The organism is Flagellimonas baculiformis (assembly GCF_033441575.1).
Classification (GTDB): Bacteria; Bacteroidota; Bacteroidia; order Flavobacteriales; family Flavobacteriaceae; genus Flagellimonas; species Flagellimonas baculiformis.
The window spans coordinates 78,255-98,759 of sequence record NZ_JAUZVW010000001.1; the positions used below are offsets into that span (position 1 = coordinate 78,255).

At 46.9% G+C, this 20,505-nt stretch carries 21 protein-coding genes; 17 read left to right on the top strand and 4 right to left on the bottom strand.

All coding sequences use genetic code 11. The features are described from left to right. Positions 1–31: 31 nt before the first annotated feature. Together SD450_RS00340 and SD450_RS00345 are read left to right on the top strand one after the other, a co-directional pair. Entirely contained in the window at positions 32–1,723 is a 1,692-nt protein-coding gene (locus SD450_RS00340) for a M23 family metallopeptidase (protein WP_318342672.1), read from the top strand. A gap of 137 nt (positions 1,724–1,860) precedes the next feature. After that, positions 1,861–2,508 (top strand): hypothetical protein, encoded by a 648-nt coding sequence (locus SD450_RS00345; protein WP_318342673.1) that lies wholly within the window; start codon positions 1,861–1,863, stop codon positions 2,506–2,508. Position 2,509: 1 nt separating this feature from the next. Here the strand turns inward: SD450_RS00345 and SD450_RS00350 are convergent, their stop codons facing one another. Then, on the bottom strand, positions 2,510–3,658 hold the full coding sequence (locus tag SD450_RS00350) for a cysteine desulfurase family protein (protein WP_318342674.1): 1,149 nt from the start codon (positions 3,656–3,658) through the stop codon (positions 2,510–2,512). Between the two features lie 109 nt (positions 3,659–3,767). Between SD450_RS00350 and SD450_RS00355 the strand changes: the two genes are divergently transcribed. Next, positions 3,768–4,292 carry a hypothetical protein gene (locus tag SD450_RS00355; RefSeq protein WP_318342675.1) on the top strand — a complete coding sequence of 175 codons (525 nt, stop codon included), beginning with the start codon at positions 3,768–3,770 and terminating at the stop codon, positions 4,290–4,292. On the opposite strand, the gene SD450_RS00360 is transcribed toward SD450_RS00355, so the two are convergent. Then, positions 4,289–4,831 (bottom strand): Smr/MutS family protein, encoded by a 543-nt coding sequence (locus SD450_RS00360; RefSeq protein WP_318342676.1) that lies wholly within the window; start codon positions 4,829–4,831, stop codon positions 4,289–4,291. The genes SD450_RS00355 and SD450_RS00360 overlap by 4 nt on opposite strands. Positions 4,832–4,911: 80 nt before the next feature. Between SD450_RS00360 and SD450_RS00365 the strand changes: the two genes are divergently transcribed. From SD450_RS00365 to SD450_RS00375, 3 genes are read left to right on the top strand one after another with little or no spacing between them, the layout of a single operon-like run. After that, positions 4,912–5,232: a DUF2752 domain-containing protein gene (locus SD450_RS00365; protein ID WP_318342677.1), complete on the top strand. Its 321-nt coding sequence runs from the start codon at positions 4,912–4,914 to the stop codon at positions 5,230–5,232. Between the two features lie 15 nt (positions 5,233–5,247). Beyond that, positions 5,248–5,574 (top strand): CCC motif membrane protein, encoded by a 327-nt coding sequence (locus SD450_RS00370; protein ID WP_318342678.1) that lies wholly within the window; start codon positions 5,248–5,250, stop codon positions 5,572–5,574. A 6-nt stretch (positions 5,575–5,580) separates the two neighbouring features. Further along, complete coding sequence (locus SD450_RS00375) at positions 5,581–5,898, top strand: CCC motif membrane protein (RefSeq protein ID WP_318342679.1); 318 nt, start codon at positions 5,581–5,583, stop codon at positions 5,896–5,898. On the opposite strand, the gene recQ is transcribed toward SD450_RS00375, so the two are convergent. Continuing rightward, the gene (gene recQ, locus SD450_RS00380; RefSeq protein WP_318342680.1) at positions 5,895–8,096 is read right to left on the bottom strand and encodes a DNA helicase RecQ; all 2,202 of its coding nucleotides are present in this window, start codon (positions 8,094–8,096) and stop codon (positions 5,895–5,897) included. The two genes, SD450_RS00375 and recQ, sit on opposite strands and share 4 nt — an antisense overlap. Before the next feature lie 186 nt (positions 8,097–8,282). Between recQ and SD450_RS00385 the strand changes: the two genes are divergently transcribed. From SD450_RS00385 to lptB, 4 genes are read left to right on the top strand one after another with little or no spacing between them, the layout of a single operon-like run. After that, positions 8,283–9,248 (top strand): KpsF/GutQ family sugar-phosphate isomerase, encoded by a 966-nt coding sequence (locus SD450_RS00385; RefSeq protein ID WP_318342681.1) that lies wholly within the window; start codon positions 8,283–8,285, stop codon positions 9,246–9,248. Continuing rightward, on the top strand, positions 9,248–10,090 hold the full coding sequence (tatC, locus tag SD450_RS00390) for a twin-arginine translocase subunit TatC (RefSeq protein ID WP_318342682.1): 843 nt from the start codon (positions 9,248–9,250) through the stop codon (positions 10,088–10,090). The genes SD450_RS00385 and tatC overlap by 1 nt, the downstream gene beginning before the upstream one ends. Next, positions 10,080–10,430: a carboxymuconolactone decarboxylase family protein gene (locus SD450_RS00395; protein ID WP_108423488.1), complete on the top strand. Its 351-nt coding sequence runs from the start codon at positions 10,080–10,082 to the stop codon at positions 10,428–10,430. The genes tatC and SD450_RS00395 overlap by 11 nt, the downstream gene beginning before the upstream one ends. Positions 10,431–10,487: 57 nt before the next feature. Beyond that, a complete protein-coding gene (gene lptB / locus SD450_RS00400) occupies positions 10,488–11,228 on the top strand; it encodes an LPS export ABC transporter ATP-binding protein (protein WP_072877456.1) in 741 nt (246 codons plus the stop codon). A gap of 5 nt (positions 11,229–11,233) precedes the next feature. Here lptB and SD450_RS00405 read toward each other — a convergent pair whose 3' ends face one another. After that, the gene (locus tag SD450_RS00405) at positions 11,234–11,959 is read right to left on the bottom strand and encodes a CDP-alcohol phosphatidyltransferase family protein (protein ID WP_318342683.1); all 726 of its coding nucleotides are present in this window, start codon (positions 11,957–11,959) and stop codon (positions 11,234–11,236) included. Between the two features lie 275 nt (positions 11,960–12,234). On the opposite strand from SD450_RS00405, the gene SD450_RS00410 reads away from it, so the two are divergent. From SD450_RS00410 to secA, 7 genes are all read left to right on the top strand, one after another. After that, entirely contained in the window at positions 12,235–13,356 is a 1,122-nt protein-coding gene (locus SD450_RS00410) for a lipoprotein N-acyltransferase Lnb domain-containing protein (protein ID WP_318342684.1), read from the top strand. A gap of 22 nt (positions 13,357–13,378) precedes the next feature. Beyond that, positions 13,379–15,253 carry an ABC-F family ATP-binding cassette domain-containing protein gene (locus SD450_RS00415; RefSeq protein WP_318342685.1) on the top strand — a complete coding sequence of 625 codons (1,875 nt, stop codon included), beginning with the start codon at positions 13,379–13,381 and terminating at the stop codon, positions 15,251–15,253. A gap of 45 nt (positions 15,254–15,298) precedes the next feature. Next, entirely contained in the window at positions 15,299–15,787 is a 489-nt protein-coding gene (locus SD450_RS00420) for a hypothetical protein (protein ID WP_318342686.1), read from the top strand. Positions 15,788–15,804: 17 nt separating this feature from the next. Continuing rightward, positions 15,805–15,966: a hypothetical protein gene (locus SD450_RS00425; RefSeq protein WP_318342687.1), complete on the top strand. Its 162-nt coding sequence runs from the start codon at positions 15,805–15,807 to the stop codon at positions 15,964–15,966. Between the two features lie 79 nt (positions 15,967–16,045). Beyond that, a complete protein-coding gene (locus SD450_RS00430; RefSeq protein WP_318342688.1) occupies positions 16,046–16,606 on the top strand; it encodes a cob(I)yrinic acid a,c-diamide adenosyltransferase in 561 nt (186 codons plus the stop codon). Between the two features lie 122 nt (positions 16,607–16,728). After that, positions 16,729–16,953 carry a DUF2795 domain-containing protein gene (locus SD450_RS00435; RefSeq protein WP_013551418.1) on the top strand — a complete coding sequence of 75 codons (225 nt, stop codon included), beginning with the start codon at positions 16,729–16,731 and terminating at the stop codon, positions 16,951–16,953. 133 nt (positions 16,954–17,086) lie between these two features. Further along, positions 17,087–20,449: a preprotein translocase subunit SecA gene (gene secA / locus SD450_RS00440; RefSeq protein WP_318342689.1), complete on the top strand. Its 3,363-nt coding sequence runs from the start codon at positions 17,087–17,089 to the stop codon at positions 20,447–20,449. Positions 20,450–20,505: the final 56 nt, after the last annotated feature.

Below are 20,505 nucleotides of genomic sequence, written 5' to 3' on the forward strand. Positions count from 1 at the left end.
GTTACTTTCGTATGTACTTATAAAAAACCTTATGCGCCTTTCTTTTTTTGTCCTGCTCTTTGTAGTTGCCCCCATACTCCAAGCCCAAGATAAATACCCCCAGGATGTTTTCCAATCCCCTTTGGAGATTCCCTTGGTGCTTGCCGGAACATTCGGAGAGCTACGCTCCAATCATTTCCATGGAGGCATCGACATCAAGACACAGCAAAGGGAAGGCCTGCCCGTTCTCGCCATTGCGGACGGCACGGTGACGCGGATAGTGGTCTCGCATTGGGGCTATGGAAAGGCACTCTATGTGGCCCACCCCAACGGATACACTTCCGTATATGGACACCTGAAAAAGTTTGGGCCGGGTATTGAGGAATATGTAAAAAAGGTACAGTATGCCAAGCAATCATACGAGGTGGAAATCTTCCCTGACTATGGGGAGCTCAAGGTATCCCAAGGCTCCACCATCGCCTTTTCAGGAAATACAGGTGGCTCATCCGGACCTCATTTGCATTTTGAAATACGGAGCAGCGTCAATGAAAAACCCACCAATCCCCTGCTCTATGGCTATGAGATTAGGGATGCCACCGACCCTACCCTCTTGGGACTCTATGCCTACCCTTTGTCCAAGGATGCTTTGATCAACCAAAGTGAGGAGAAAATACAGATCAACTATACGAAACAAGCGGATGGTTCTTTTTTGGCGGACAAGGTCACCGCTTCGGGTTCCATCGGTTTTGGGGTCAACACGTTCGACCGACAGGACATGGCGGCCAATCAAAATGGGGTCTATTCGATACGACAAACCGTGAACGGCAGGGTGTATTCCGAGTTCGACTTTGAAACATTTTCCTTTGGGGAGACGCGCTACATCAACACCTTGATCGATTATGCCCATTTTTATAAATTCAGGCAACGTATCCAAAAATGCTTCAAGGAGCCCTTCAATCATTTGAGCATTTACAAATCACTCTACAACGATGGGAAAATCGATTTAGAGGAAGGCATGTCCTACAATGTGGAGCTTCTCATATCGGACATCGCCGGCAACACCACCAAACTCATCATCCCTGTTGAGGGCAAAAAGGAGTCTCCCAAAAAACTAAGGAACGATAAGGCCACTTCCGATTTCATCATTGCGGACAAACCCAACAATTTTGACCTTGGTGCTGCAAAAGTCTATTTTCCGGCCAATACTTTTTATGATGATTTTTACATCGACCTGAAAAAAGGGAATGACACCGTGGCCATCCATGACAACAGTGTGGCGGCCCACCGAAACTTTACCATTAGTTTTGACCCTTCCAAACACTCTCTTTCGGACCGAGACCAATTGTTCATAGCCCATTTGGACGAGAATGGACGCCCCTCCTATTCCAAAACCTATAAAAGGGACGGTTCCTTCACCACTCGTACGCGCACCTTGGGCACCTATACCTTGGCGAAGGACAGCATCGCCCCCTCCATTTCTCCAAAAAATTTCAAGGAAAGACAATGGTTGAGCAATTACAGTTACCTGAGCCTTACCATTACCGACGACCTGAGCGGAATAGACACCTATTCGGCCACTCTGAACGGGGAATGGATCTTGATGGAATATGAACCAAAAACCAATACCATCACTTATAATTTTGACGACAAGATCCTGAATGCCACGGAGTGCGAACTCAAGGTCATCGTAACCGACAATGTGGGTAATTCAAACACCTATAATGCCACTTTTTTCAGGAAATAGCCTTATTTTTGGCAGCGGAAAATAGCCAGCCAGTCGATTTTCATAGGAATACTTCCCCACAACAGGGTTGGCCATAACGTTTTTTGGCAGATACGTCCGTGAAGATCAAGCACCTGTTCCCGATAAAAGATATGACCATGAAAAAAATCGTCTTCATTTTTGTTCTGTTCACAACGGCCTTTGCTTCGGCCCAAAAGAACATTTATGAGAACACCCGGTTCGATGAACTGAGCGAAGACCATGAAATGTTGGCCATTGTCCCTTTCATTGCCCATTTGGAGCTAAAAAAGACGGTGGACAGGGAGGAATTGGAAGTTTTGTCGGAAAAAGAGGGGTATGCGGTCCAGAATGCACTGGAAACGTATTTTGCCAAACGGAAAAAACGCAAAAAGTTCAATGTGGATTTTCAGAACATACGCAACACGAACGCCATTTTGGCCCAGAACGGCATTGGGTACAACAACATTGACACCTTCACCACACAGGAGCTCTGCGACATATTGAAAGTGGACGGCATCATCAGCGGCAACCTCAATCTCAACATCCTACTTTCCGAAGGGGTGCCAACCGATTTTAGTCTTTTGGACTATTTCAGCGGGGACGCCAATTATGGCCGCATCGGTGTGAAGATCAGTGACGGTAAAACCGGAAAACTGCTCTGGAAGTACGAAAACGAGATTACCAAAAAAACGGGGAAGAACACCACGGAACTCATCGACAAGATGATGAAAACGGCCTCCCGAAAGTTTCCCTACGACAAGGAAAAGAAAAGAGACAGGGATTGAATCATCCCCGTACAAACTCCTTGAGCACCCCAACCGTGTAGTCCAGTTCCTCTTTGGTGTTGTACATGGAGAAGGAAAAACGCAGTGATGGTTTTTCCAGTTCCTCGTCCGAAAGGATTTCCGTGAGTACGTGCGACCCTTTGTCACTTCCGGATTGGCATGCACTTCCTTTGGAACAGGCAATTCCCTTCATGTCCAAATGGAACAGGAGCATCAACCCTTTTTGCTTGTCCAAGGGCAGGCGCACATTCGCAAGGGTGTAGGTGCTTTTGTCCATATCCCCCGAAAGTCCATTGAAAGCTGCTTCGGGAATTTCTTCCTTCACTTTTTCAACAAAGTATCTTTTGAGTTCTTTCACCGCTTGGGTCTCTTCTTCCAAATGCTCGTATGCCCGCACGAAAGCCTCCTCCAGCCCCACGATATTGTGGAAAGGTTCGGTACCGGCCCTGAAACCTCTTTCCTGTGCACCACCCACGATCAGTGGCTTCAATCCTGAATTTTTTCGGATAAAGGCAAAACCAATGCCCTTGGGACCATGGAACTTGTGTGCGGCAGCAGTCATAAAATCAACAGGAACGGATTGCACATCCCATGGGTAGTGACCAATGGACTGCACGGTATCGGAATGAAAAAGAGCCCCGTTCGCCTTGCACAATTTTCCAATAGCCTCAATATCAATGATGTTTCCAATCTCGTTGTTCACATGCATCAAGCTGACCAATTTTTTGGAACTGTCTTTTTGAAGAAGTTGCTCCAAATGGTCCATTTTCGGATTGCCTACCTCGTCCAGGTCCACGTACCAGACCGTAATGCCATATTCCTTTTCCAACTCTTCCACAGTGTGCAGCACGGCATGGTGCTCTATTTTGGAAGTGATGATGGTCTTCACCCCTAAATCCCTGACGGCACAGCGCAAGATCATATTGTCCGCCTCTGTCCCGCCCGAAGTGAAGATGATTTCCGAAGCTTGGGCATTCAAGGTCTTGGCAATGGTCTTTCTGGCCTGTTCCACCATGGTCTTTGCCGATCTTCCAAAGCTATGGGTCGATGATGGGTTGCCATAATGCACGGCCAAGGCCTCTTGCATCCTTGCGATTACCTCATCCCTTACCTGCGTTGTGGCCGCATTGTCCAGATACACTTTTTGCATGGTCCAGTTGTGATTTTAGAGGGGCAAAAATACGGGAAATAAAGTTAATTTCTTTTAAAGTGACGGGAAGGATTGGGGTATTAAAATGGAATTGCTTTAAATTTGGTGCATGAGAAAACTTTTCCTTTCGATGCTTTGTGCCGGGATGATTTTTTCCTGCAGTGATGGCGATCTTCAGATAGAGACCATTGATTTTGACAGTGTCTCCCCTCAGTTTTGTGTTGCGCCACAGACAACTGCAAAAAACATACTGTTCAAGATCAATGAAAATGAGGCATTGATATTGGAACTCCAGAGCGGTGTGCTGAACAGGGGTGTTGTGGGCGATACCATTGTGACGGAAAGTACCGTGCCCTCCCAATCACAGATCACATACCGGATTTTTTCAGATGATGTGGACAAAAACTATTTCTGCGACGACATCCCCACGACAGATCCTGTGGTGATCGACGAAGTTGAAGCCGAGGACGGACTGGTCTTTATTGAGACCATCATGGATGCGGACAGTACCAATTTTGTCCATACCATAAGTTTGAGCGGTATTTCTTTTGTGACGGGCAATGGGGAGCGCATCACCAACCTCAGCATCAATGAATTTGGCGAGGTCAGCACTGCCATCCCGACCGAGGACTAAGGATTCTGAAAAATGTAAACCTCTGTAGCGCCCAACCCATATTTTTGGTAATCGGCATCGTAATACTTCACATTTTCATATTTTCTGAAGAGCCAATGCAACTCTTCCTTTAAGATTCCCTCCCCCACACCGTGGATGAACACTACCTTTTGGATGCGTTTTTGCATGGCGAACTCCAACTGTCCTTTGGCCCTTTCCAATTGGAGGTTGAGCATGTCAAAATTACTGAGCCCTTTAGTGGATTCCACCAGTTGATGGATGTGTAGGTCCACCTCCATCTTGGGGGCATGGCGCTCCTTTGGCTTTTGGCCCGTGGTCTTTCTCCGCTTAGGGAGTTCCTTTTCTTTTTTCACTTGGGTCACCTCAAAATTGGAAACGGAAATGTTCTTGCCCGTTTTCACCAGATCTTTTGAGGCATATTGCATAGGGAAGCCCTCACCGGTAATCAGGGTCACCCTATCCCCGTCCACTTTCTGCACAGTTCCCGAAATGGCCTCGTCCAGCACCTCTACCTTATCCCCAACCTTAAAAACGCCCATACCTAAATATCTGTTAAAAAAATGATGGGAAAGATGAATCCCGTAAGCAAAAATAATAGTATTTTTCGGCTGTCACAGTTATGATGTACCTACAACCGACCATATTTTCCCTTAGCCTGAAGGACTATATGCTTCCCTGCCTCAACAAAAAGTTGTTAGGGTTGGACTGTCCCGGTTGTGGCATGCAGCGTTCTGTCGATTTATTGTTGCACGGAGAGTTTGCGGCCGCGTTCAAAATGTATCCGGCCATTTACCCCATCATCCTCCTGCTGCTCTTTCTGATTTCCAACCTGTTCGTGAAATTCAGGTTCTCCCATCAGATCCGATTGGCCCTGATGCTTACGGTTGCGGGAGTGATCATTGTGAGTTACATCATCAAAATGAATAAACTGTTTAATTAAAAACCCAACATTATTATGGAACAACAAAAATTACCAAATGCAACACTGATCCTTGTATTTGGCATCATATCGATAGTGACTTGCTGCTGTTATGGTGTCATCGGCCTGATTTTCGGGATAATCGCCTTGGTCCTGGCCAATAAGGCAATGAAGCTACATGCTGAAAACCCGGAAATGTATGATGGAATACAGAATGTAAAAACAGGGAGAATACTGGCCATTATTGGAGTTATCCTCAACGTATTGGCCCTCGCCTATTTCATCTGGGCCATTTCCTTCTTTGGATGGGAAACTTTGCAAGACCCAGAAAGAATGCAAGAAATTTTGGAACAATACCAATAATAATATATGAGCCTACAACCCTTACCCGGGGCAAGCACAGTGTTGACGATGGGGATACTCTCCATCGTCGGTACGCTGTTCTGCTGCGGTCCCTTTGGGGCCATTTTCAGCATCATCGCATTGATCAAGGCCAAAACTGCCAATCAATTATACCAACAAAGTCCTGAAAACTACACGGATTACAGCAATGTAAAGACCGGTAAGATATTGGCCTACATTGGTCTGGCCATTTCCTTAATCTCATTGGTGTTGCTCATCCTGTACTTCGGATTCATCATAGCAATGATAACCGCAAATGGAAGTAATTGGGGTGGCGGATATTAATTCGCCACTTCACTTATAAATTTCAATCGGTACAGCCTGAGTTCCTCATCCTCGTAATCGCCATCGAACTCCTCAATGGCCTGTGAGATGGAATCGGTATCGGCTTCCAAGAAATATTCATGGATTTCTTCCTGTTGGTCCTCATCCAGGATTTCATCTATCCAGTAGCCAATATTGAGTTTGGTGCCACTGAACACGATCTGCTCCATTTCCTTGATGAGCTCCGAAAGCTCCAATCCTTTGGCAGAAGCAATATCATCCAAGGGCAATTTCCTGTCTATGCTCTGGATTACATATAATTTCAATCCAGAATTGGCTCCAGTACTCTTTACCACAAGATCATCGGGCCTCACAATATCATTTTCCTCGACGTATTTGTTGATCAGGTCCAAAAAGGGCTGACCATATTTTTTGGCCTTTCCCTCCCCTACGCCTTGGATGTTGAGAAGCTCATCCATAGTGATGGGATATTTGAGGGACATATCTTCCAATGACGGATCTTGAAACACCACAAAAGGGGGCACTCCCCGCTTTTGGGCCTCCTTTTTCCGAAGGTCCTTGAGTATTTTCAACAAGTTGTCATCTGCCACGGCACCTACGGATTTTGTGGCCGTGGCCGCAGCTTCCATACTTTCCTCCGTGTAGGTATGATCTTTGGTCATCAAAAAAGATTCTGGCTTTTCGAGGAATTCCCGTCCGGCATCGGTCAAGTGCAAAATGCCATATCGTTCTATTTCCTTTTTAAGAAGCCCGGCCACCAGCACCTGTCTCACCAAGGCCATCCAATAAGCCTTGTCCTTTTCGGCCCCGATACCAAAAAACGGCTTTTCATCGGTTTTGTGGGACGAGATCATGGCGTTCACCTTGCCCACCAAGATCCTGACAATTTCCTTGGCCTTGAACTTTTCATTGGTATCCCTCACCACACTCAACAACTTCACCACTTCGTTCATGGCCTCTTCCTTGGGCTTGGGATTTCTGGCATTGTCGTCCATATCCGCCCCTTCTCCGTTCACCTCATCAAATTCTTCACCGAAATAATGGAGGATGAACTTTCGGCGTGACATGGAAGTCTCGGCATAGGCCACGATTTCCTGGAGCAGGGCGCTCCCTATTTCCTGTTCGGCCACAGGCTTTCCGGACATGAACTTTTCGAGTTTTTCCACATCCTTGTAGGCGTAGAACGCCAGGCAATGTCCTTCGCCCCCGTCCCTTCCGGCACGGCCCGTTTCCTGATAGTAGCTTTCGATGCTCTTTGGGATATCGTGGTGGATCACAAAACGCACATCGGGTTTGTCTATCCCCATCCCGAAGGCTATGGTGGCCACCACCACATCCACTTCCTCCATCAAGAACATGTCTTGGTACTTGGAGCGGGTCTTGGCATCGAAGCCGGCATGATAAGGCACTGCACTTATCCCGTTCACCTGAAGCACTTGGGCCAGTTCTTCCACCCGCTTTCTGCTGAGACAGTAGATTATGCCCGATTTTCCTTGATTCTGCTTCACAAAGCGAATGATGTCCGCATCCACATTTGGTGTCTTGGGACGCACTTCATAGAACAGGTTCGGCCTGTTGAACGACGCCTTGAACACTTTGGCGCCCGTCATGCCCAAATTCTTGATGATATCTTCCTGCACCTTTGGGGTTGCCGTGGCCGTAAGCCCAATAATGGGAATATCGTCTCCCAAGCGATTGATGATTCCCTTCAGGTTACGATATTCAGGTCTAAAATCATGCCCCCATTCCGAGATGCAATGCGCCTCGTCCACTGCCACAAAGGAAAGTGACACCTTCCGCAAGAACTCCACGTTTTCCTCTTTGGTCAAAGATTCCGGAGCCACATATAACAGTTTGGTGGTCCCATTGGCAATATCCTCTTTTACTTGTTTCACCTCGGACTTTGTGAGCGAGGAGTTCAACACATGGGCTATGCCATTCTGTTCGGATATGCCCCTTATGGCGTCCACTTGGTTCTTCATCAGGGCGATCAAGGGCGATACCACGATGGCCGTCCCCTCCTTCATGATGGCAGGCAATTGGTAACACAGTGATTTTCCGCCACCCGTGGGCATGATCACGAAGGTGTCCTTGCCCTCCATGATGTTCTGGATCACATTTTCCTGAAGACCCTTGAATTTAGAAAAACCAAAATATTTTTTGAGAGAGGAATGCAAATCGGTGTTCATTAGGCTCATTTCCGCATTTTTCTATTTTATGACAAGCAACCTGAGGGGCCGTTGAATCTGTATTTTTTAATGTCCATCAAAAGTACGAAGTATTCTAGCTTCCATTATAGTCTGTAAAAGATAGTTTGATTAGTTTTGTAATCTTAAATATAAGACATTCTTTTAGGAATGCAATCAGATAATCCGTTAATTACCTTGAGCGACACACAGTCCATTTTGTCCATTGCAAAACGAACACTTGAAATAGAGAGCAAGGCCATTGGGGATTTGATCGGTCAACTTGACGAGCAGTTTGCCCATGCTGTCCAATATATATTGGAATCCCAGGGAAGGGTCGTGGTCTCTGGGGTCGGGAAGAGTGCCATTGTGGCCTCCAAGATCGTGGCCACGCTCAACTCCACCGGAACCCCGGCCATTTTCATGCATGCCGCCGATGCCATCCATGGAGATCTCGGCACCATCCAGAAGGACGATATTGTCATCTGCCTTTCCAAAAGCGGCAACACCACCGAAATCAAAGCTTTGCTTCCCCTCATCAAAAGTGGCGGGAACAAGCTCATTGGCATAACAGGCAACATGGATTCCTTTTTGGCCAAACAAGCGGATTTTGTGCTCAGCACCTATGTGGAAAAGGAAGCCTGCCCCAATAATCTGGCCCCCACCACAAGCACATCGGCACAAATGGCCATGGGTGATGCACTGGCCATCTGCCTATTGGAGCTCAGGGGTTTCAGCAGTGCCGACTTTGCAAAATACCATCCCGGTGGGTCATTGGGCAAAAAATTGTACCTGCGCGTGGCGGACATTGTGGTGCACAATCAAAAACCAGAGGTGGATGTGAACTCGGGCGTAAAGGAAGTGATCGTGGAGATTTCCAAAAAGATGCTCGGTGTGACCGCGGTGACGGAAAATGGCAAAGTAGTGGGCATTGTGACCGATGGGGATATCCGAAGAATGCTCAGCAAACATGACAATATCAGTGGACTTACGGCCAGGGACATCATGACCTCCGATCCAAAATCGGTAAAGGTGGACACCCTTGCGGTAAAAGCGCTCAAGCTGCTCCAAGAGAAGAACATATCGCAACTGTTGGCCTTTGATGAGGGCAACTACGCTGGAGTGGTCCATATCCATAACCTTATAAACGAGGGAATCCTATAATGGCAAAAAAACAAAAGAAAAGTCCGGATGAAATGTCCTTTTTGGACCATTTGGAAGAATTGCGCTGGCATCTCGTACGTTCAACCTTGGCCGTGGTCATCATTGCCTGTGTGGCATTTGTGTTCAAAGGTTTCATCTTTGATGTTATCCTATTCGGGCCCAAGAGCATGGATTTTCCCACTTACAGGTTCTTTTGCCAGATTGCCACTTACTTTGGGGTGACATCCGAGTTTTGTGGGGATTCCCTTCCGATCACCATCCAAAGCCGATTGATGGCCGGACAGTTCTCCGCACACATCTGGACCTCGATATGGGCCGGGGTCATAGTAGGATTTCCCTATATTTTGTATGAACTCTGGAAATTCATCAGCCCGGGACTGTACGAAAACGAAAGAAAGCATTCCAGAGGCTTTATCTTGACAGCCTCCTTCCTGTTCTTTTTGGGCGTACTCTTCGGATATTATGTGGTAGCCCCGCTCTCCATCAACTTTTTGGGAACCTATCAGGTCAGTGAAGAGGTGCTCAATCAAATCGATTTGGCATCCTATGTTTCCACTGTAAGGGCATCGGTGATCGCCTGTGGCATCATGTTCGAGCTTCCCATCGTCATCTATTTCTTGACCAAAGTGGGATTGGTGACCCCCGAGATCCTTAAAAAGTATAGGAAAATGGCCTTGGTCATTGTCCTGATCCTATCCGCCATCATCACCCCACCGGATGTCACCAGCCAAATTGTGGTCGCCATCCCGGTACTGATCTTGTATCAGATAAGCATACAGATTTCCAAAATAGTCGTGAAAAGAGAAGCCAAAAAAGAAAAAGCGAGAAAGAATGCCAAATAAAGTAGAGGAATTCAATGCCTATCGTTCCCAAATGAACGAAAAGTTGCTCGCCGATAACAACAAGCTCATCAAACGCATCTTCAACCTGGACACCAACGCTTACATGGCTGGTGCCCTTGACGTGAAGACCAAGGAACTGTTGGGACTGGTCGCTTCGGCCGTGCTCCGTTGCGACGATTGCGTGAAATATCACTTGGAAAGCTCCAAAAAGGCCGGTGCCAACAAAGAAGAGGTGATGGAGACTCTGGGCATTGCCACTTTGGTGGGAGGTACCATCGTTGTCCCACACTTACGGCGCGCCTATGAATTTTGGGAAGCACTGGAGGAGAACGATGCTTAAAAAAATCCAAAAGAGCGCCCTGTAGAAAAAGAATATGTTTAGTTTTGGCCCATTCCTATGAAGCTACGTGCAGAAAATATCATGAAGGCCTATCGGGGCCGTAAGGTTGTGAAAGGCATATCGCTGGAAGTGAACCAAGGGGAGATTGTGGGGCTTTTGGGACCCAATGGGGCCGGGAAGACCACCTCTTTCTACATGATCGTGGGGCTGATCAAACCCAATGGTGGCAACATCTACCTCGAAAACATGGACATCACCAGCTTTCCCATGTACAAAAGGGCCCAGAACGGCATAGGCTATTTGGCCCAAGAGGCCTCCGTGTTCCGTAAGCTCAGTATCGAAAAAAACATCCTCAGCGTGTTGCAACTCACCAAATTGAGTAAAAAGGAGCAACACATGAAAATGGAATCCTTGATCGATGAGTTTGGCCTTGGGCACATTCGCAAAAACCGTGGCGATCTACTCTCCGGAGGTGAACGCCGACGTACGGAAATTGCCCGTGCATTGGCCACCGACCCCAAGTTCATCTTGTTGGACGAACCTTTTGCCGGGGTGGACCCCGTAGCTGTGGAGGACATTCAGCGCATTGTGGCCCAATTGAAGAACAAGAACATCGGCATCCTGATTACCGACCACAACGTTCAGGAAACCTTGGCCATCACGGAGCGTTCCTACCTCATGTTCGAAGGAGGAATCCTAAAAGCGGGTGTTCCCGAAGAATTGGCCGTGGACGAAATGGTACGGAAAGTATATCTGGGGCAGAACTTCGAGCTCCGCAAAAAGAAACTGGATTTCTAGATCCTTTATTTTTCTGAGGACACCAACAAAGAGGCCAAGATATAGAACAAGATGATCAAGGGTATGGCCAAAAACTTCAAGGTCAGCAACATGATCAAACTTCCAATCAAAAATAAATAACGCACACCATTGTCCTTAAAACTCCAATTTTTGAACTTCAGGGCAAAAAGTGCAATGGGTGAGTTCAACAAATAGGCACTTAAAATTGTTAATCCAACCAAAAACCATGGGTTCAGGATAATCCCATTCAGCAATTCGTTGTTATGGTACAAAAGGATCAAAGGCAACGAAAGGATCAACAGCGCATTCGCAGGTGTAGGCAGTCCCACGAAGGACGAAACCTGGTTCTCATCCACATTGAACTTGGCCAGCCGATAGGCAGATGCCAAGGTGATCACAAACCCCAAAAAAGGCAGCACGGTCATTTCGGTACCATGTCCAAAAACTCCCAAGTTCCAACCTCCCCTTTCCGCCATGTTCAGCAATTGGAACATGACCACCCCAGGGACCAGACCACTGGTGATCACATCAGCCAAGGAATCCAACTGCACGCCAACTTCGCTCTGTACCTTCAGAACGCGGGCAGCCAAGCCATCAAAAAAATCGAAGAATATCCCAATAAAAACAAAGAGGGCCGCCCATTCCAGTTGGTTCAGCACCGCAAAAACCGTGGCAATACAACCACTCAACACATTCAACAAGGTCAAAAAATTGGGGATATACGACTTCATACAGGGTCAGATTTTCGTAAAAATAAGGCAAAGAAGTCGTTTTTCAGTTATTGGATGATTTGATTTGAAGTTTCAGGTTTCAGGTTTTTTTGGACTTCCGACTTCTGACCTCGTACTTGGTTATTCGTTTGTTGACTCGAACTTATTTCAATAGTACCTGCCTTCATTGTCTTCCTTTGTCCAGTCATATCGTATTTATTCTGATATTTGTCGTGATGAATTTCAGGATGAGACCCAAGTACCTTTTTTCATTTCTTTTGCTGTTAATCGGAAATGTGCTGTTTTCACAAACGCCACAACTCACCGAACAATCACAGGTAAGCCTGCTCACCTGCGCAGCGGGCGATGAGCTCTACTATGCCTTTGGCCACAGTGCGTTTCGGGTGCAAGATCCTGTTTTGGGCATTGATGTGGTGTACAATTATGGCACATTCGATTTCAATCAGCCCAATTTCTATCTGAATTTTGCAAAGGGAAGAATGATCTATTCCCTTTCCCGCCGAAGCTTTGATGCCTTTTTGTATGAATATGAGTTGGAGAAAAGATGGGTAAAAGAGCAAATTTTTGACCTGACCTTGGAACAAAAGAACCAACTGCTCGTCTTTTTTGAGAACAACTATCTCCCCCAAAACAGGGACTACTTATACGACCCTCTACTGAACAATTGCTCCAGCATCACAGGTGATATTTTGAAGAAACAGTTTGGCGATGCCATTGAATTTGATGGTTCCTACTTGGAGAAACAATATACTTTCCGTCAATTGGTAAGGCAGTTCTTGGACACCAATTCTTGGTCCATGTTCGGTATTGACCTTGCTTTTGGGGCCAATGTGGACAGAAAGGCCACAGTGCAGGAACATATGTTTCTCCCCTACTATGCCATGGAACAGATACGCTATACGAGTCTCAATGGCAAGCCCCTCCTAAAAAGGGAACGCATCATTTTGGACTATAATGAACACACACAACAGCGTTTTTTCCCTTTGTCCCCGTTGTTTTGGTTCGTCCTATTGCTGGCCTTTACCTGTGCCATCACGTATTTTGATTATACCCATAAGACCCGTAGTCGTTGGTTGGACTTTTCGCTCATGTTCCTGACAGGCTTGGTGGGGACCTTCCTGTTGCTCCTTTGGTTTGCAACAGACCACACTTCGACCCCAAAAAACTTCAACGTGCTTTGGGCATTTCCGCTGAATGTGGTGGTCGCCTTTATTTTTGCCTTTCAGGACAAACTGCCCGAATGGTCATCGAAATACCTCTGGTCCGCTTTGGGACTTATCGGAATTGTACTGCTGCTTTGGATAATCCAAGTGCAGTCTTTTTCACCTGTGCTGATTCCCTTATTTTTGACCCTGGCCATACGGTATGTGTACCTGATCCGGTATTCCAAACTTTAAACCTGGCCCGTAAACAGCATCCATGAATTTATTGACCGTAGAAAACATATCAAAATCATATGGGGAACTGGTACTCTTCTCCGACATCTCCTTTGGCATCAACAAAGACCAGAAAATTGCACTGATTGCCAAGAACGGGAGTGGAAAAACCTCCATTCTCAATATCATGTCGGGCAAGGACACTTCCGAAACGGGACAGGTCACCATCCGCAAGGACATCAAGATCTCCTTTCTGGAACAAGAGCCTCGTTTGGACCCCAACCTGACCGTTGAGGAGACCATTTTTGCGACGGACAATGAGATCCTCAAGATTATTGCCGCCTACGAAAAGGCCGTGGAGAATCCAGAGGACAGTACACGCTACCAAAAGGCCTTCGAAGCCATGGAACGGCACAATGCCTGGGATTTTGAGACGCAGTATAAACAGATTCTCTTCAAACTGCAGCTTACCCAACTCGATGCCAAGGTGGCCACATTGTCGGGTGGGCAGCGAAAACGACTGGCCTTGGCCAATGCCCTGCTGAACAAGCCTGAACTGCTCATTATGGATGAGCCGACCAACCACTTGGACCTGGAGATGATCGAATGGCTCGAGGCTTATTTTTCCAAAGAGAACATGACCCTGTTCATGGTCACCCACGACCGGTATTTCTTGGACCGCGTCTGCAACGAGATCATAGAACTGGACAACAACCAGTTATACACTTACAAGGGCAACTACTCCTATTACCTGAGCGAAAAGGAGGGCCGAATGGAACGCGAGGCCGTGGAACAGCACAAATCCAAGTTGCTCTACAAAAAGGAACTGGAATGGATGCGCCGACAGCCCAAGGCACGTACCACCAAATCCAAATCACGGATAGACGATTTCAATGAGATCAAACAGCGGGCAAACCAACGGAGAAAGGACCACCAAGTGGAACTGGAACTCAATATGGAGCGTTTGGGCAGCAAGATCTTGGAGCTCCACAATATCTCCAAATCCTATGGGGACAAGACCATTTTGAACAAGTTCGATTACAACTTCACCAAAGGTGAACGGGTCGGGATCATCGGGAAGAACGGAACGGGGAAATCCACTTTTTTGAACATCATCACCCAAAAAGAAGAGGTGGATGGCGGAAAGGTGGTGGTTGGGGACACCATTAAGTTTGGCTACTATACCCAAAAGGGGATTCCAGATAAGGAAGGACAAAAGGTCATCGATGTCATCCGCGAGTTTGGGGACTATATCCCGCTAAAAAAAGGGAAGCAGATTTCCGCACAACAGTTGCTGGAACGTTTTCTCTTTGACCGAAAAAAGCAGTACGACTTTGTGGACAAACTCAGTGGCGGGGAACGCAAGCGACTGTATTTGTGCACCGTACTCATCCAAAACCCGAATTTCTTGATCCTGGATGAGCCCACCAACGACCTTGATATTGTGACCCTCAATGTTCTGGAAAGTTTCTTGTTGGATTTTCCGGGATGTTTGATCGTGGTGTCGCACGACCGCTACTTCATGGACAAGATCGTGGACCATTTGTTCGTGTTCAGGGGCGAGGGCGAAATTGAAGATTTCCCCGGCAACTATACTGATTACAGGGTCTATGAGAGCAGCAAGCTGATTGAGGAACGGGAGAACAAGGAGATTCCTGAAAAAACGGAGAAGACCCATTGGAAAGAAAAGGAAAGCGGCGGCAAACTTTCGTACCTGGAGCAGAAGGAACACAAACAATTGGAAAAGGACATCCAAAAACTGGAAGAGCAAAAGGTGGCCCTGCAGAACAAGTTCACCGACCCGGACCTGAACGGGGACGAGATCAACCAACTTTCCGTGGAACTGAAAAAGTTATCGGATACCATCGAGGAGAAAACAGAACGTTGGTTCGAGCTTTCATCCATTTTAGAGGGATAATGTCCCCTTGAGGGGACCATAGGGGTGTCAATTATGTTTTTCAAATTGTTTTCTTACTTAAACTTCCTACTCAATTCCACCAATGCGCATGGAGTGCACTCCCCCTTTGTCTTCCAATATGTGACCCAGTGCCTGTATGCCGGAAATAAAATGCACAAGGACAAATCCATCAATGTGCTGCTGAAGAGCATTGCCTATTTCAAGGCAAACAGCATCCATATGGACACCAATCCTTCTCTTGAAAAAACCGTCAAAGAAATGTTTCCCAATACTGATTTTGACACCAAACCTGCGGATATTATCTATACCGACATATTGGACACCATGCACTTTGAAGAACTTCTTTCCAAAGGAAAATTGCACAATGACAGTATGATCTTGGTGGATGGCATCCATCAGAATGAAAAAAAATGGGAAGATTGGAAGATGCTGATCGCTTCGCCCAAAATCACGGTGAGCATCGATATGTTCCATTGCGGGGCCGTCTTTATCCGAAAAGAACAAGTGAAGGAGCATTTTACGATTCGGATTTAAAACGGTAATTTTAGGTTATGGAAAATGCAGCAACAGATAACACCGTTTGGTACGTTCTCGCCATATTGGGGCTCATCTATCTGATCATTCTGTTCAGGAACAAAAAATCGACCCGACAACGAAAGTCGCGAAGGTTCATGGATGGCAAGCGCAGACATGATAGGGACAATGAAAAATGAACAGGACTCAAATCCCTTTAAAACGTCCTATCCACCCAAACCAATTTGTACTCATATTTGATTATTGATAACAGATACCATGAAGATATACACCAAAACAGGTGACAAGGGCACCACGTCACTGTTCACGGGCACTCGGGTGCCCAAACACCATATCCGCATCGAGAGTTATGGCACCATTGACGAACTCAATTCCTTTTTGGGACTGCTGCGCGATCAGGAGATGGACGCCCATTTCAAAGATGTGCTGGCCCTTATCCAAGAAAAACTCTTCACCGTGGGATCTATCCTTGCCACGGAACCCAAAAAGGACAAACGTCTTAAAATACCCCGCATCAGTGATGCTGACATTGAGCTTTTGGAAAAGGAAATGGACCAAATGAACGAGGAACTGCCCGAAATGACACATTTTATCCTTCCGGGTGGGCACACGACCGTGTCATACTGTCATGTGGCCAGAACCGTTTGCCGTAGGGCGGAACGGATGGTCTCCTACTTGCACGAAAATGAACCCGTTCCCGACACCTTGCTTTCCTACATCAACCGTCTTTCCGATTATCTTTTTGTATTGGCACGGAAATTGTCCAAAGACTTAAAGGCCCAAGAAGTCAAGTGGATCCCGGAGAAGTTGGACCAATAAAATCGTTTTTTTGACGCAATAGTTTTGTCAACATCAAAATAATTTTTAAATAATGTAGTTTTTACTTGGCGAATTGGGTTTAAAAATTATTTTTGCAAAAAATTTAAAATCAAACCGTTACTATGTACTGGACGTTAGAACTAGCCTCATATTTGAGTGATGCGCCTTGGCCAGCCACCAAAGACGAACTGATAGATTATGCTATCCGTACCGGAGCACCATTGGAAGTTGTTGAAAATTTACAGTCCATGGAAGAAGAGGGCGGCGAAATATATGAGTCCATCGAAGAAATATGGCCCGATTATCCCACCGAGGAGGATTACCTCTGGAACGAGGATGAATATTGATATCGGAAAAACAAGCACGTTAAAAAGTCTCTTTTGAGGCTTTTTTTTATGTAATTTTGACAGCCCAGCAAAAGAATTTCCCGACATTCCCGTCAATGGAACAGCTTTTGCCATTCTAACGAAAATACAATTCATGAGTTTTATCAATTCCGTACTAAAGGTTTTTGTGGGAGACAAATCGGAGAAAGATGTAAAGTCCCTGCAACCCTTGGTCAAAGAGATAAAATCCTTTGAGCAGCAGCTGGAAGGATTGACCCACGACGAACTGAGACAAAAAACGGTCGCCTTCAAGGCAAGAATCGCGGAGGATTGCAAAGATGTCAATGACAAGATCGCTGCCCTGCAAAAAGAAGTCGAAAGTTCCAATGACATCGACCGCAATGAAGAAATCTACGCCGAGATAGACAAACTGAACGAAGAGGCCTATAAAATTTCCGAAAAGACACTCAACGATATCCTTCCTGAAGCCTTTGCCGTGGTAAAAGAGACCGCCAAGCGGTTTGCCGCCAACGAGACACTCACTGTACTGGCCACCGAATTTGACAGAAAACTGTCCGGCGACAAGGATTATGTGACACTCGAGGGCGACAAGGCCATTTGGAACAACTCCTGGGACGCTGCCGGAAAAGAGGTCACGTGGGACATGGTGCACTACGATGTACAGCTGATAGGCGGTATTGCGCTCCATCAAGGAAAAATTGCGGAAATGCAGACCGGGGAAGGTAAGACCCTCGTGGCCACGCTCCCGCTCTACCTGAACGCCTTGGCCGGCAAAGGGGCACATTTGGTGACCGTGAACGATTATTTGGCCAAAAGGGACAGCGCCTGGATGGCCCCCATTTTTGAGTTCCATGGACTTTCTGTGGACTGTATCGACAAACACAGGCCCAATTCCGACGGAAGAAGGGCGGCCTATAATGCCGACATCACCTACGGAACCAACAACGAATTTGGTTTTGATTACTTACGTGACAATATGGCGCACACCCCGGACGATCTGGTACAGCGCCCACATCATTACGCCATTGTGGATGAGGTGGATTCCGTTCTCATCGACGATGCCCGTACCCCATTGATCATCTCCGGTCCCGTGCCCGAAGGTGATCGACACGAGTTCAACGAGCTACGGCCCAAAGTGGCCGACATTGTACAGCAGCAACGCCAACACTTGACAGGCGTGCTTGCCGAGGCCAAAAAACTCATTGCGGCCGGAGACACCAAAGAAGGTGGGTTCCTACTGCTCCGCGTGCACCGCGGACTTCCCAAGAACAAGGCACTCATCAAGTTTTTGAGTGAGGAAGGCGTGAAACAACTCCTCCAAAAAACAGAGAACTACTACATGCAGGACAACAACAGGGAAATGCCCAAAGTGGATGCCGACCTGTTGTTCGTGATCGATGAAAAAAACAACCAGATAGAACTGACCGATAAAGGGGTCGATTACATTTCCGGTGACAAGGACAAGGATTTCTTTGTGATGCCTGACATTGGCAGTGAGATTGCCAAGATCGAGCGTCAGGATCTGGAGATTGAAAAAGAAGCCGAACTCAAGGAAGAGCTTTTCAAGGATTTTGCCATCAAGAGCGAGCGGATCCATACCATGACCCAATTGTTGAAGGCCTATACCCTATTTGAAAAAGATGTGGAGTATGTGGTGATCGACAACAAGGTGATGATCGTGGATGAGCAGACCGGACGTATCATGGACGGTAGGCGATATTCCGATGGACTCCACCAGGCCATCGAGGCCAAGGAGAACGTGAAGATCGAGGCCATGACCCAGACCTTTGCCACCATCACCCTTCAAAATTACTTTAGGATGTACAACAAGCTGGCCGGTATGACCGGTACGGCTGTTACCGAAGCCGGTGAGTTTTGGGAGATCTACAAGTTGGATGTCATGGAAATCCCTACCAATAGGCCCATTGCCAGACACGACCGGCACGATTTGATCTACAAGACCAAACGCGAAAAATACAACGCCATCATAGAGGAAGTGATCAACCTTTCCAATGCGGGCAGACCGGTTCTTATCGGTACCACTTCGGTGGAAATTTCGGAACTGCTCTCCAAATTGTTGAGTGTCCGAAAAATTCCCCACAATGTTCTGAACGCCAAATTGCACAAAAAGGAAGCGGACATTGTCGCGGAAGCAGGAAAATCCGGGGTGGTCACCATTGCGACAAACATGGCCGGTAGGGGTACGGACATTAAGCTTACCACAGATGTGAAGGAAGCGGGCGGACTTGCCATCATTGGTACGGAGCGCCACGATTCCAGAAGGGTGGACCGACAGTTGAGAGGTCGTTCCGGGCGTCAAGGAGACCCAGGAAGCTCCCAGTTCTATGTTTCCTTGGAAGACAACCTGATGCGTTTGTTCGGATCGGACCGTGTGGCCAAGATGATGGACCGTATGGGTCTCGAAGAAGGCGAAGTGATCCAACACTCCATGATGACCCGATCCATAGAACGGGCCCAGAAAAAAGTGGAGGAAAACAACTTTGGCATCCGTAAACGTCTGTTGGAATATGATGATGTGATGAACGCCCAGCGCGAGGTGGTCTATAAGAGAAGAAAGCACGCCCTTCAAGGTGAGCGCCTCAAAGTGGACATTGCCAACATGATCTATGACACCTGCGAACTGATTGCAGAGACCAACAAAATGGCCGATGACTTCAAAAACTTCGAGTTTGAGCTCATCAAATATTTCTCCATCACTTCGCCCATCAGCGAGGAAGAGTTCAAAAAGATGAACTTCCAGGAAATAGCCAATACCATTTACAAGGCATCTTACGATTTCTACAAGAACAAAATGGAGCGGAGTGCCACTGTAGCCTTCCAAGTGATCAAAAAGGTATATGAGGACCAGACCAACAAGTTTGAGCGCATTGTGGTCCCTTTTACGGACGGCATCAAGACCTTGAACGTGGTCACCAATCTGGAAAAAGCCTACAACACAAACGGGAAGCAATTGATCACGGATTTTGAGAAGAACATCTCCCTGGCCATCATTGATGACTCCTGGAAAACCCATTTGCGCAAGATGGACGAACTGAAACAATCCGTCCAGTTGGCCGTCCACGAACAAAAAGACCCTTTGTTGATCTATAAGTTTGAAGCATTCGAGCTTTTCAAGGAAATGATTGACAAGGTGAACAAAGAGGTGATTTCCTTCCTTTTCAAAGGAGAACTACCATCCGAGAACACCAATCAGATCCAAGAGGCCAGAAACGTGCAACGACCCAAGGAAAACCTTCAGACCTCGAAGGAAGAGATTCCCAACAGCGATGAGCTTGCCGCTCAGCACAGGGCAGCTGGCCAGACTCAAGGACAGCGTCAGCAAGTGACCGAGACCATTGTGAGGGAAAAACCAAAAATTGGCCGTAATGACAAGGTCACCATCAAGAACGTAATGTCCGGCGAGAGCAGGACCATGAAATTCAAACAGGCAGAATCCCTTATCGAAAAGGGGGAATGGGTGCTGATCGAAGAGTAAATTAGGTTAAAAGTGGCAGCATGTTGCGCTTTCTGACTGAAAACTGTCAGTTCGAG

Bases quoted from the DNA above. Each gene is read 5' to 3' on its own strand.
- SD450_RS00435 (WP_013551418.1), top strand. From the start codon at position 16,729: ATGTACTGGACGTTAGAACTAGCCTCATATTTGAGTGATGCGCCTTGG.
- recQ (WP_318342680.1), bottom strand. From the start codon at position 8,096: ATGAGCCTAATGAACACCGATTTGCATTCCTCTCTCAAAAAATATTTT.
- SD450_RS00370 (WP_318342678.1), top strand. From the start codon at position 5,248: ATGGAACAACAAAAATTACCAAATGCAACACTGATCCTTGTATTTGGC.
- SD450_RS00365 (WP_318342677.1), top strand. From the start codon at position 4,912: ATGATGTACCTACAACCGACCATATTTTCCCTTAGCCTGAAGGACTAT.
- SD450_RS00375 (WP_318342679.1), top strand. From the start codon at position 5,581: ATGAGCCTACAACCCTTACCCGGGGCAAGCACAGTGTTGACGATGGGG.
- tatC (WP_318342682.1), top strand. From the start codon at position 9,248: ATGGCAAAAAAACAAAAGAAAAGTCCGGATGAAATGTCCTTTTTGGAC.
- SD450_RS00350 (WP_318342674.1), bottom strand. From the start codon at position 3,658: ATGCAAAAAGTGTATCTGGACAATGCGGCCACAACGCAGGTAAGGGAT.
- SD450_RS00340 (WP_318342672.1), top strand. From the start codon at position 32: ATGCGCCTTTCTTTTTTTGTCCTGCTCTTTGTAGTTGCCCCCATACTC.
- SD450_RS00360 (WP_318342676.1), bottom strand. From the start codon at position 4,831: ATGGGCGTTTTTAAGGTTGGGGATAAGGTAGAGGTGCTGGACGAGGCC.
- secA (WP_318342689.1), top strand. From the start codon at position 17,087: ATGAGTTTTATCAATTCCGTACTAAAGGTTTTTGTGGGAGACAAATCG.
- SD450_RS00405 (WP_318342683.1), bottom strand. From the start codon at position 11,959: ATGAAGTCGTATATCCCCAATTTTTTGACCTTGTTGAATGTGTTGAGT.
- SD450_RS00355 (WP_318342675.1), top strand. From the start codon at position 3,768: ATGAGAAAACTTTTCCTTTCGATGCTTTGTGCCGGGATGATTTTTTCC.
- SD450_RS00395 (WP_108423488.1), top strand. From the start codon at position 10,080: ATGCCAAATAAAGTAGAGGAATTCAATGCCTATCGTTCCCAAATGAAC.
- SD450_RS00425 (WP_318342687.1), top strand. From the start codon at position 15,805: ATGGAAAATGCAGCAACAGATAACACCGTTTGGTACGTTCTCGCCATA.
- SD450_RS00415 (WP_318342685.1), top strand. From the start codon at position 13,379: ATGAATTTATTGACCGTAGAAAACATATCAAAATCATATGGGGAACTG.
- SD450_RS00430 (WP_318342688.1), top strand. From the start codon at position 16,046: ATGAAGATATACACCAAAACAGGTGACAAGGGCACCACGTCACTGTTC.
- lptB (WP_072877456.1), top strand. From the start codon at position 10,488: ATGAAGCTACGTGCAGAAAATATCATGAAGGCCTATCGGGGCCGTAAG.
- SD450_RS00345 (WP_318342673.1), top strand. From the start codon at position 1,861: ATGAAAAAAATCGTCTTCATTTTTGTTCTGTTCACAACGGCCTTTGCT.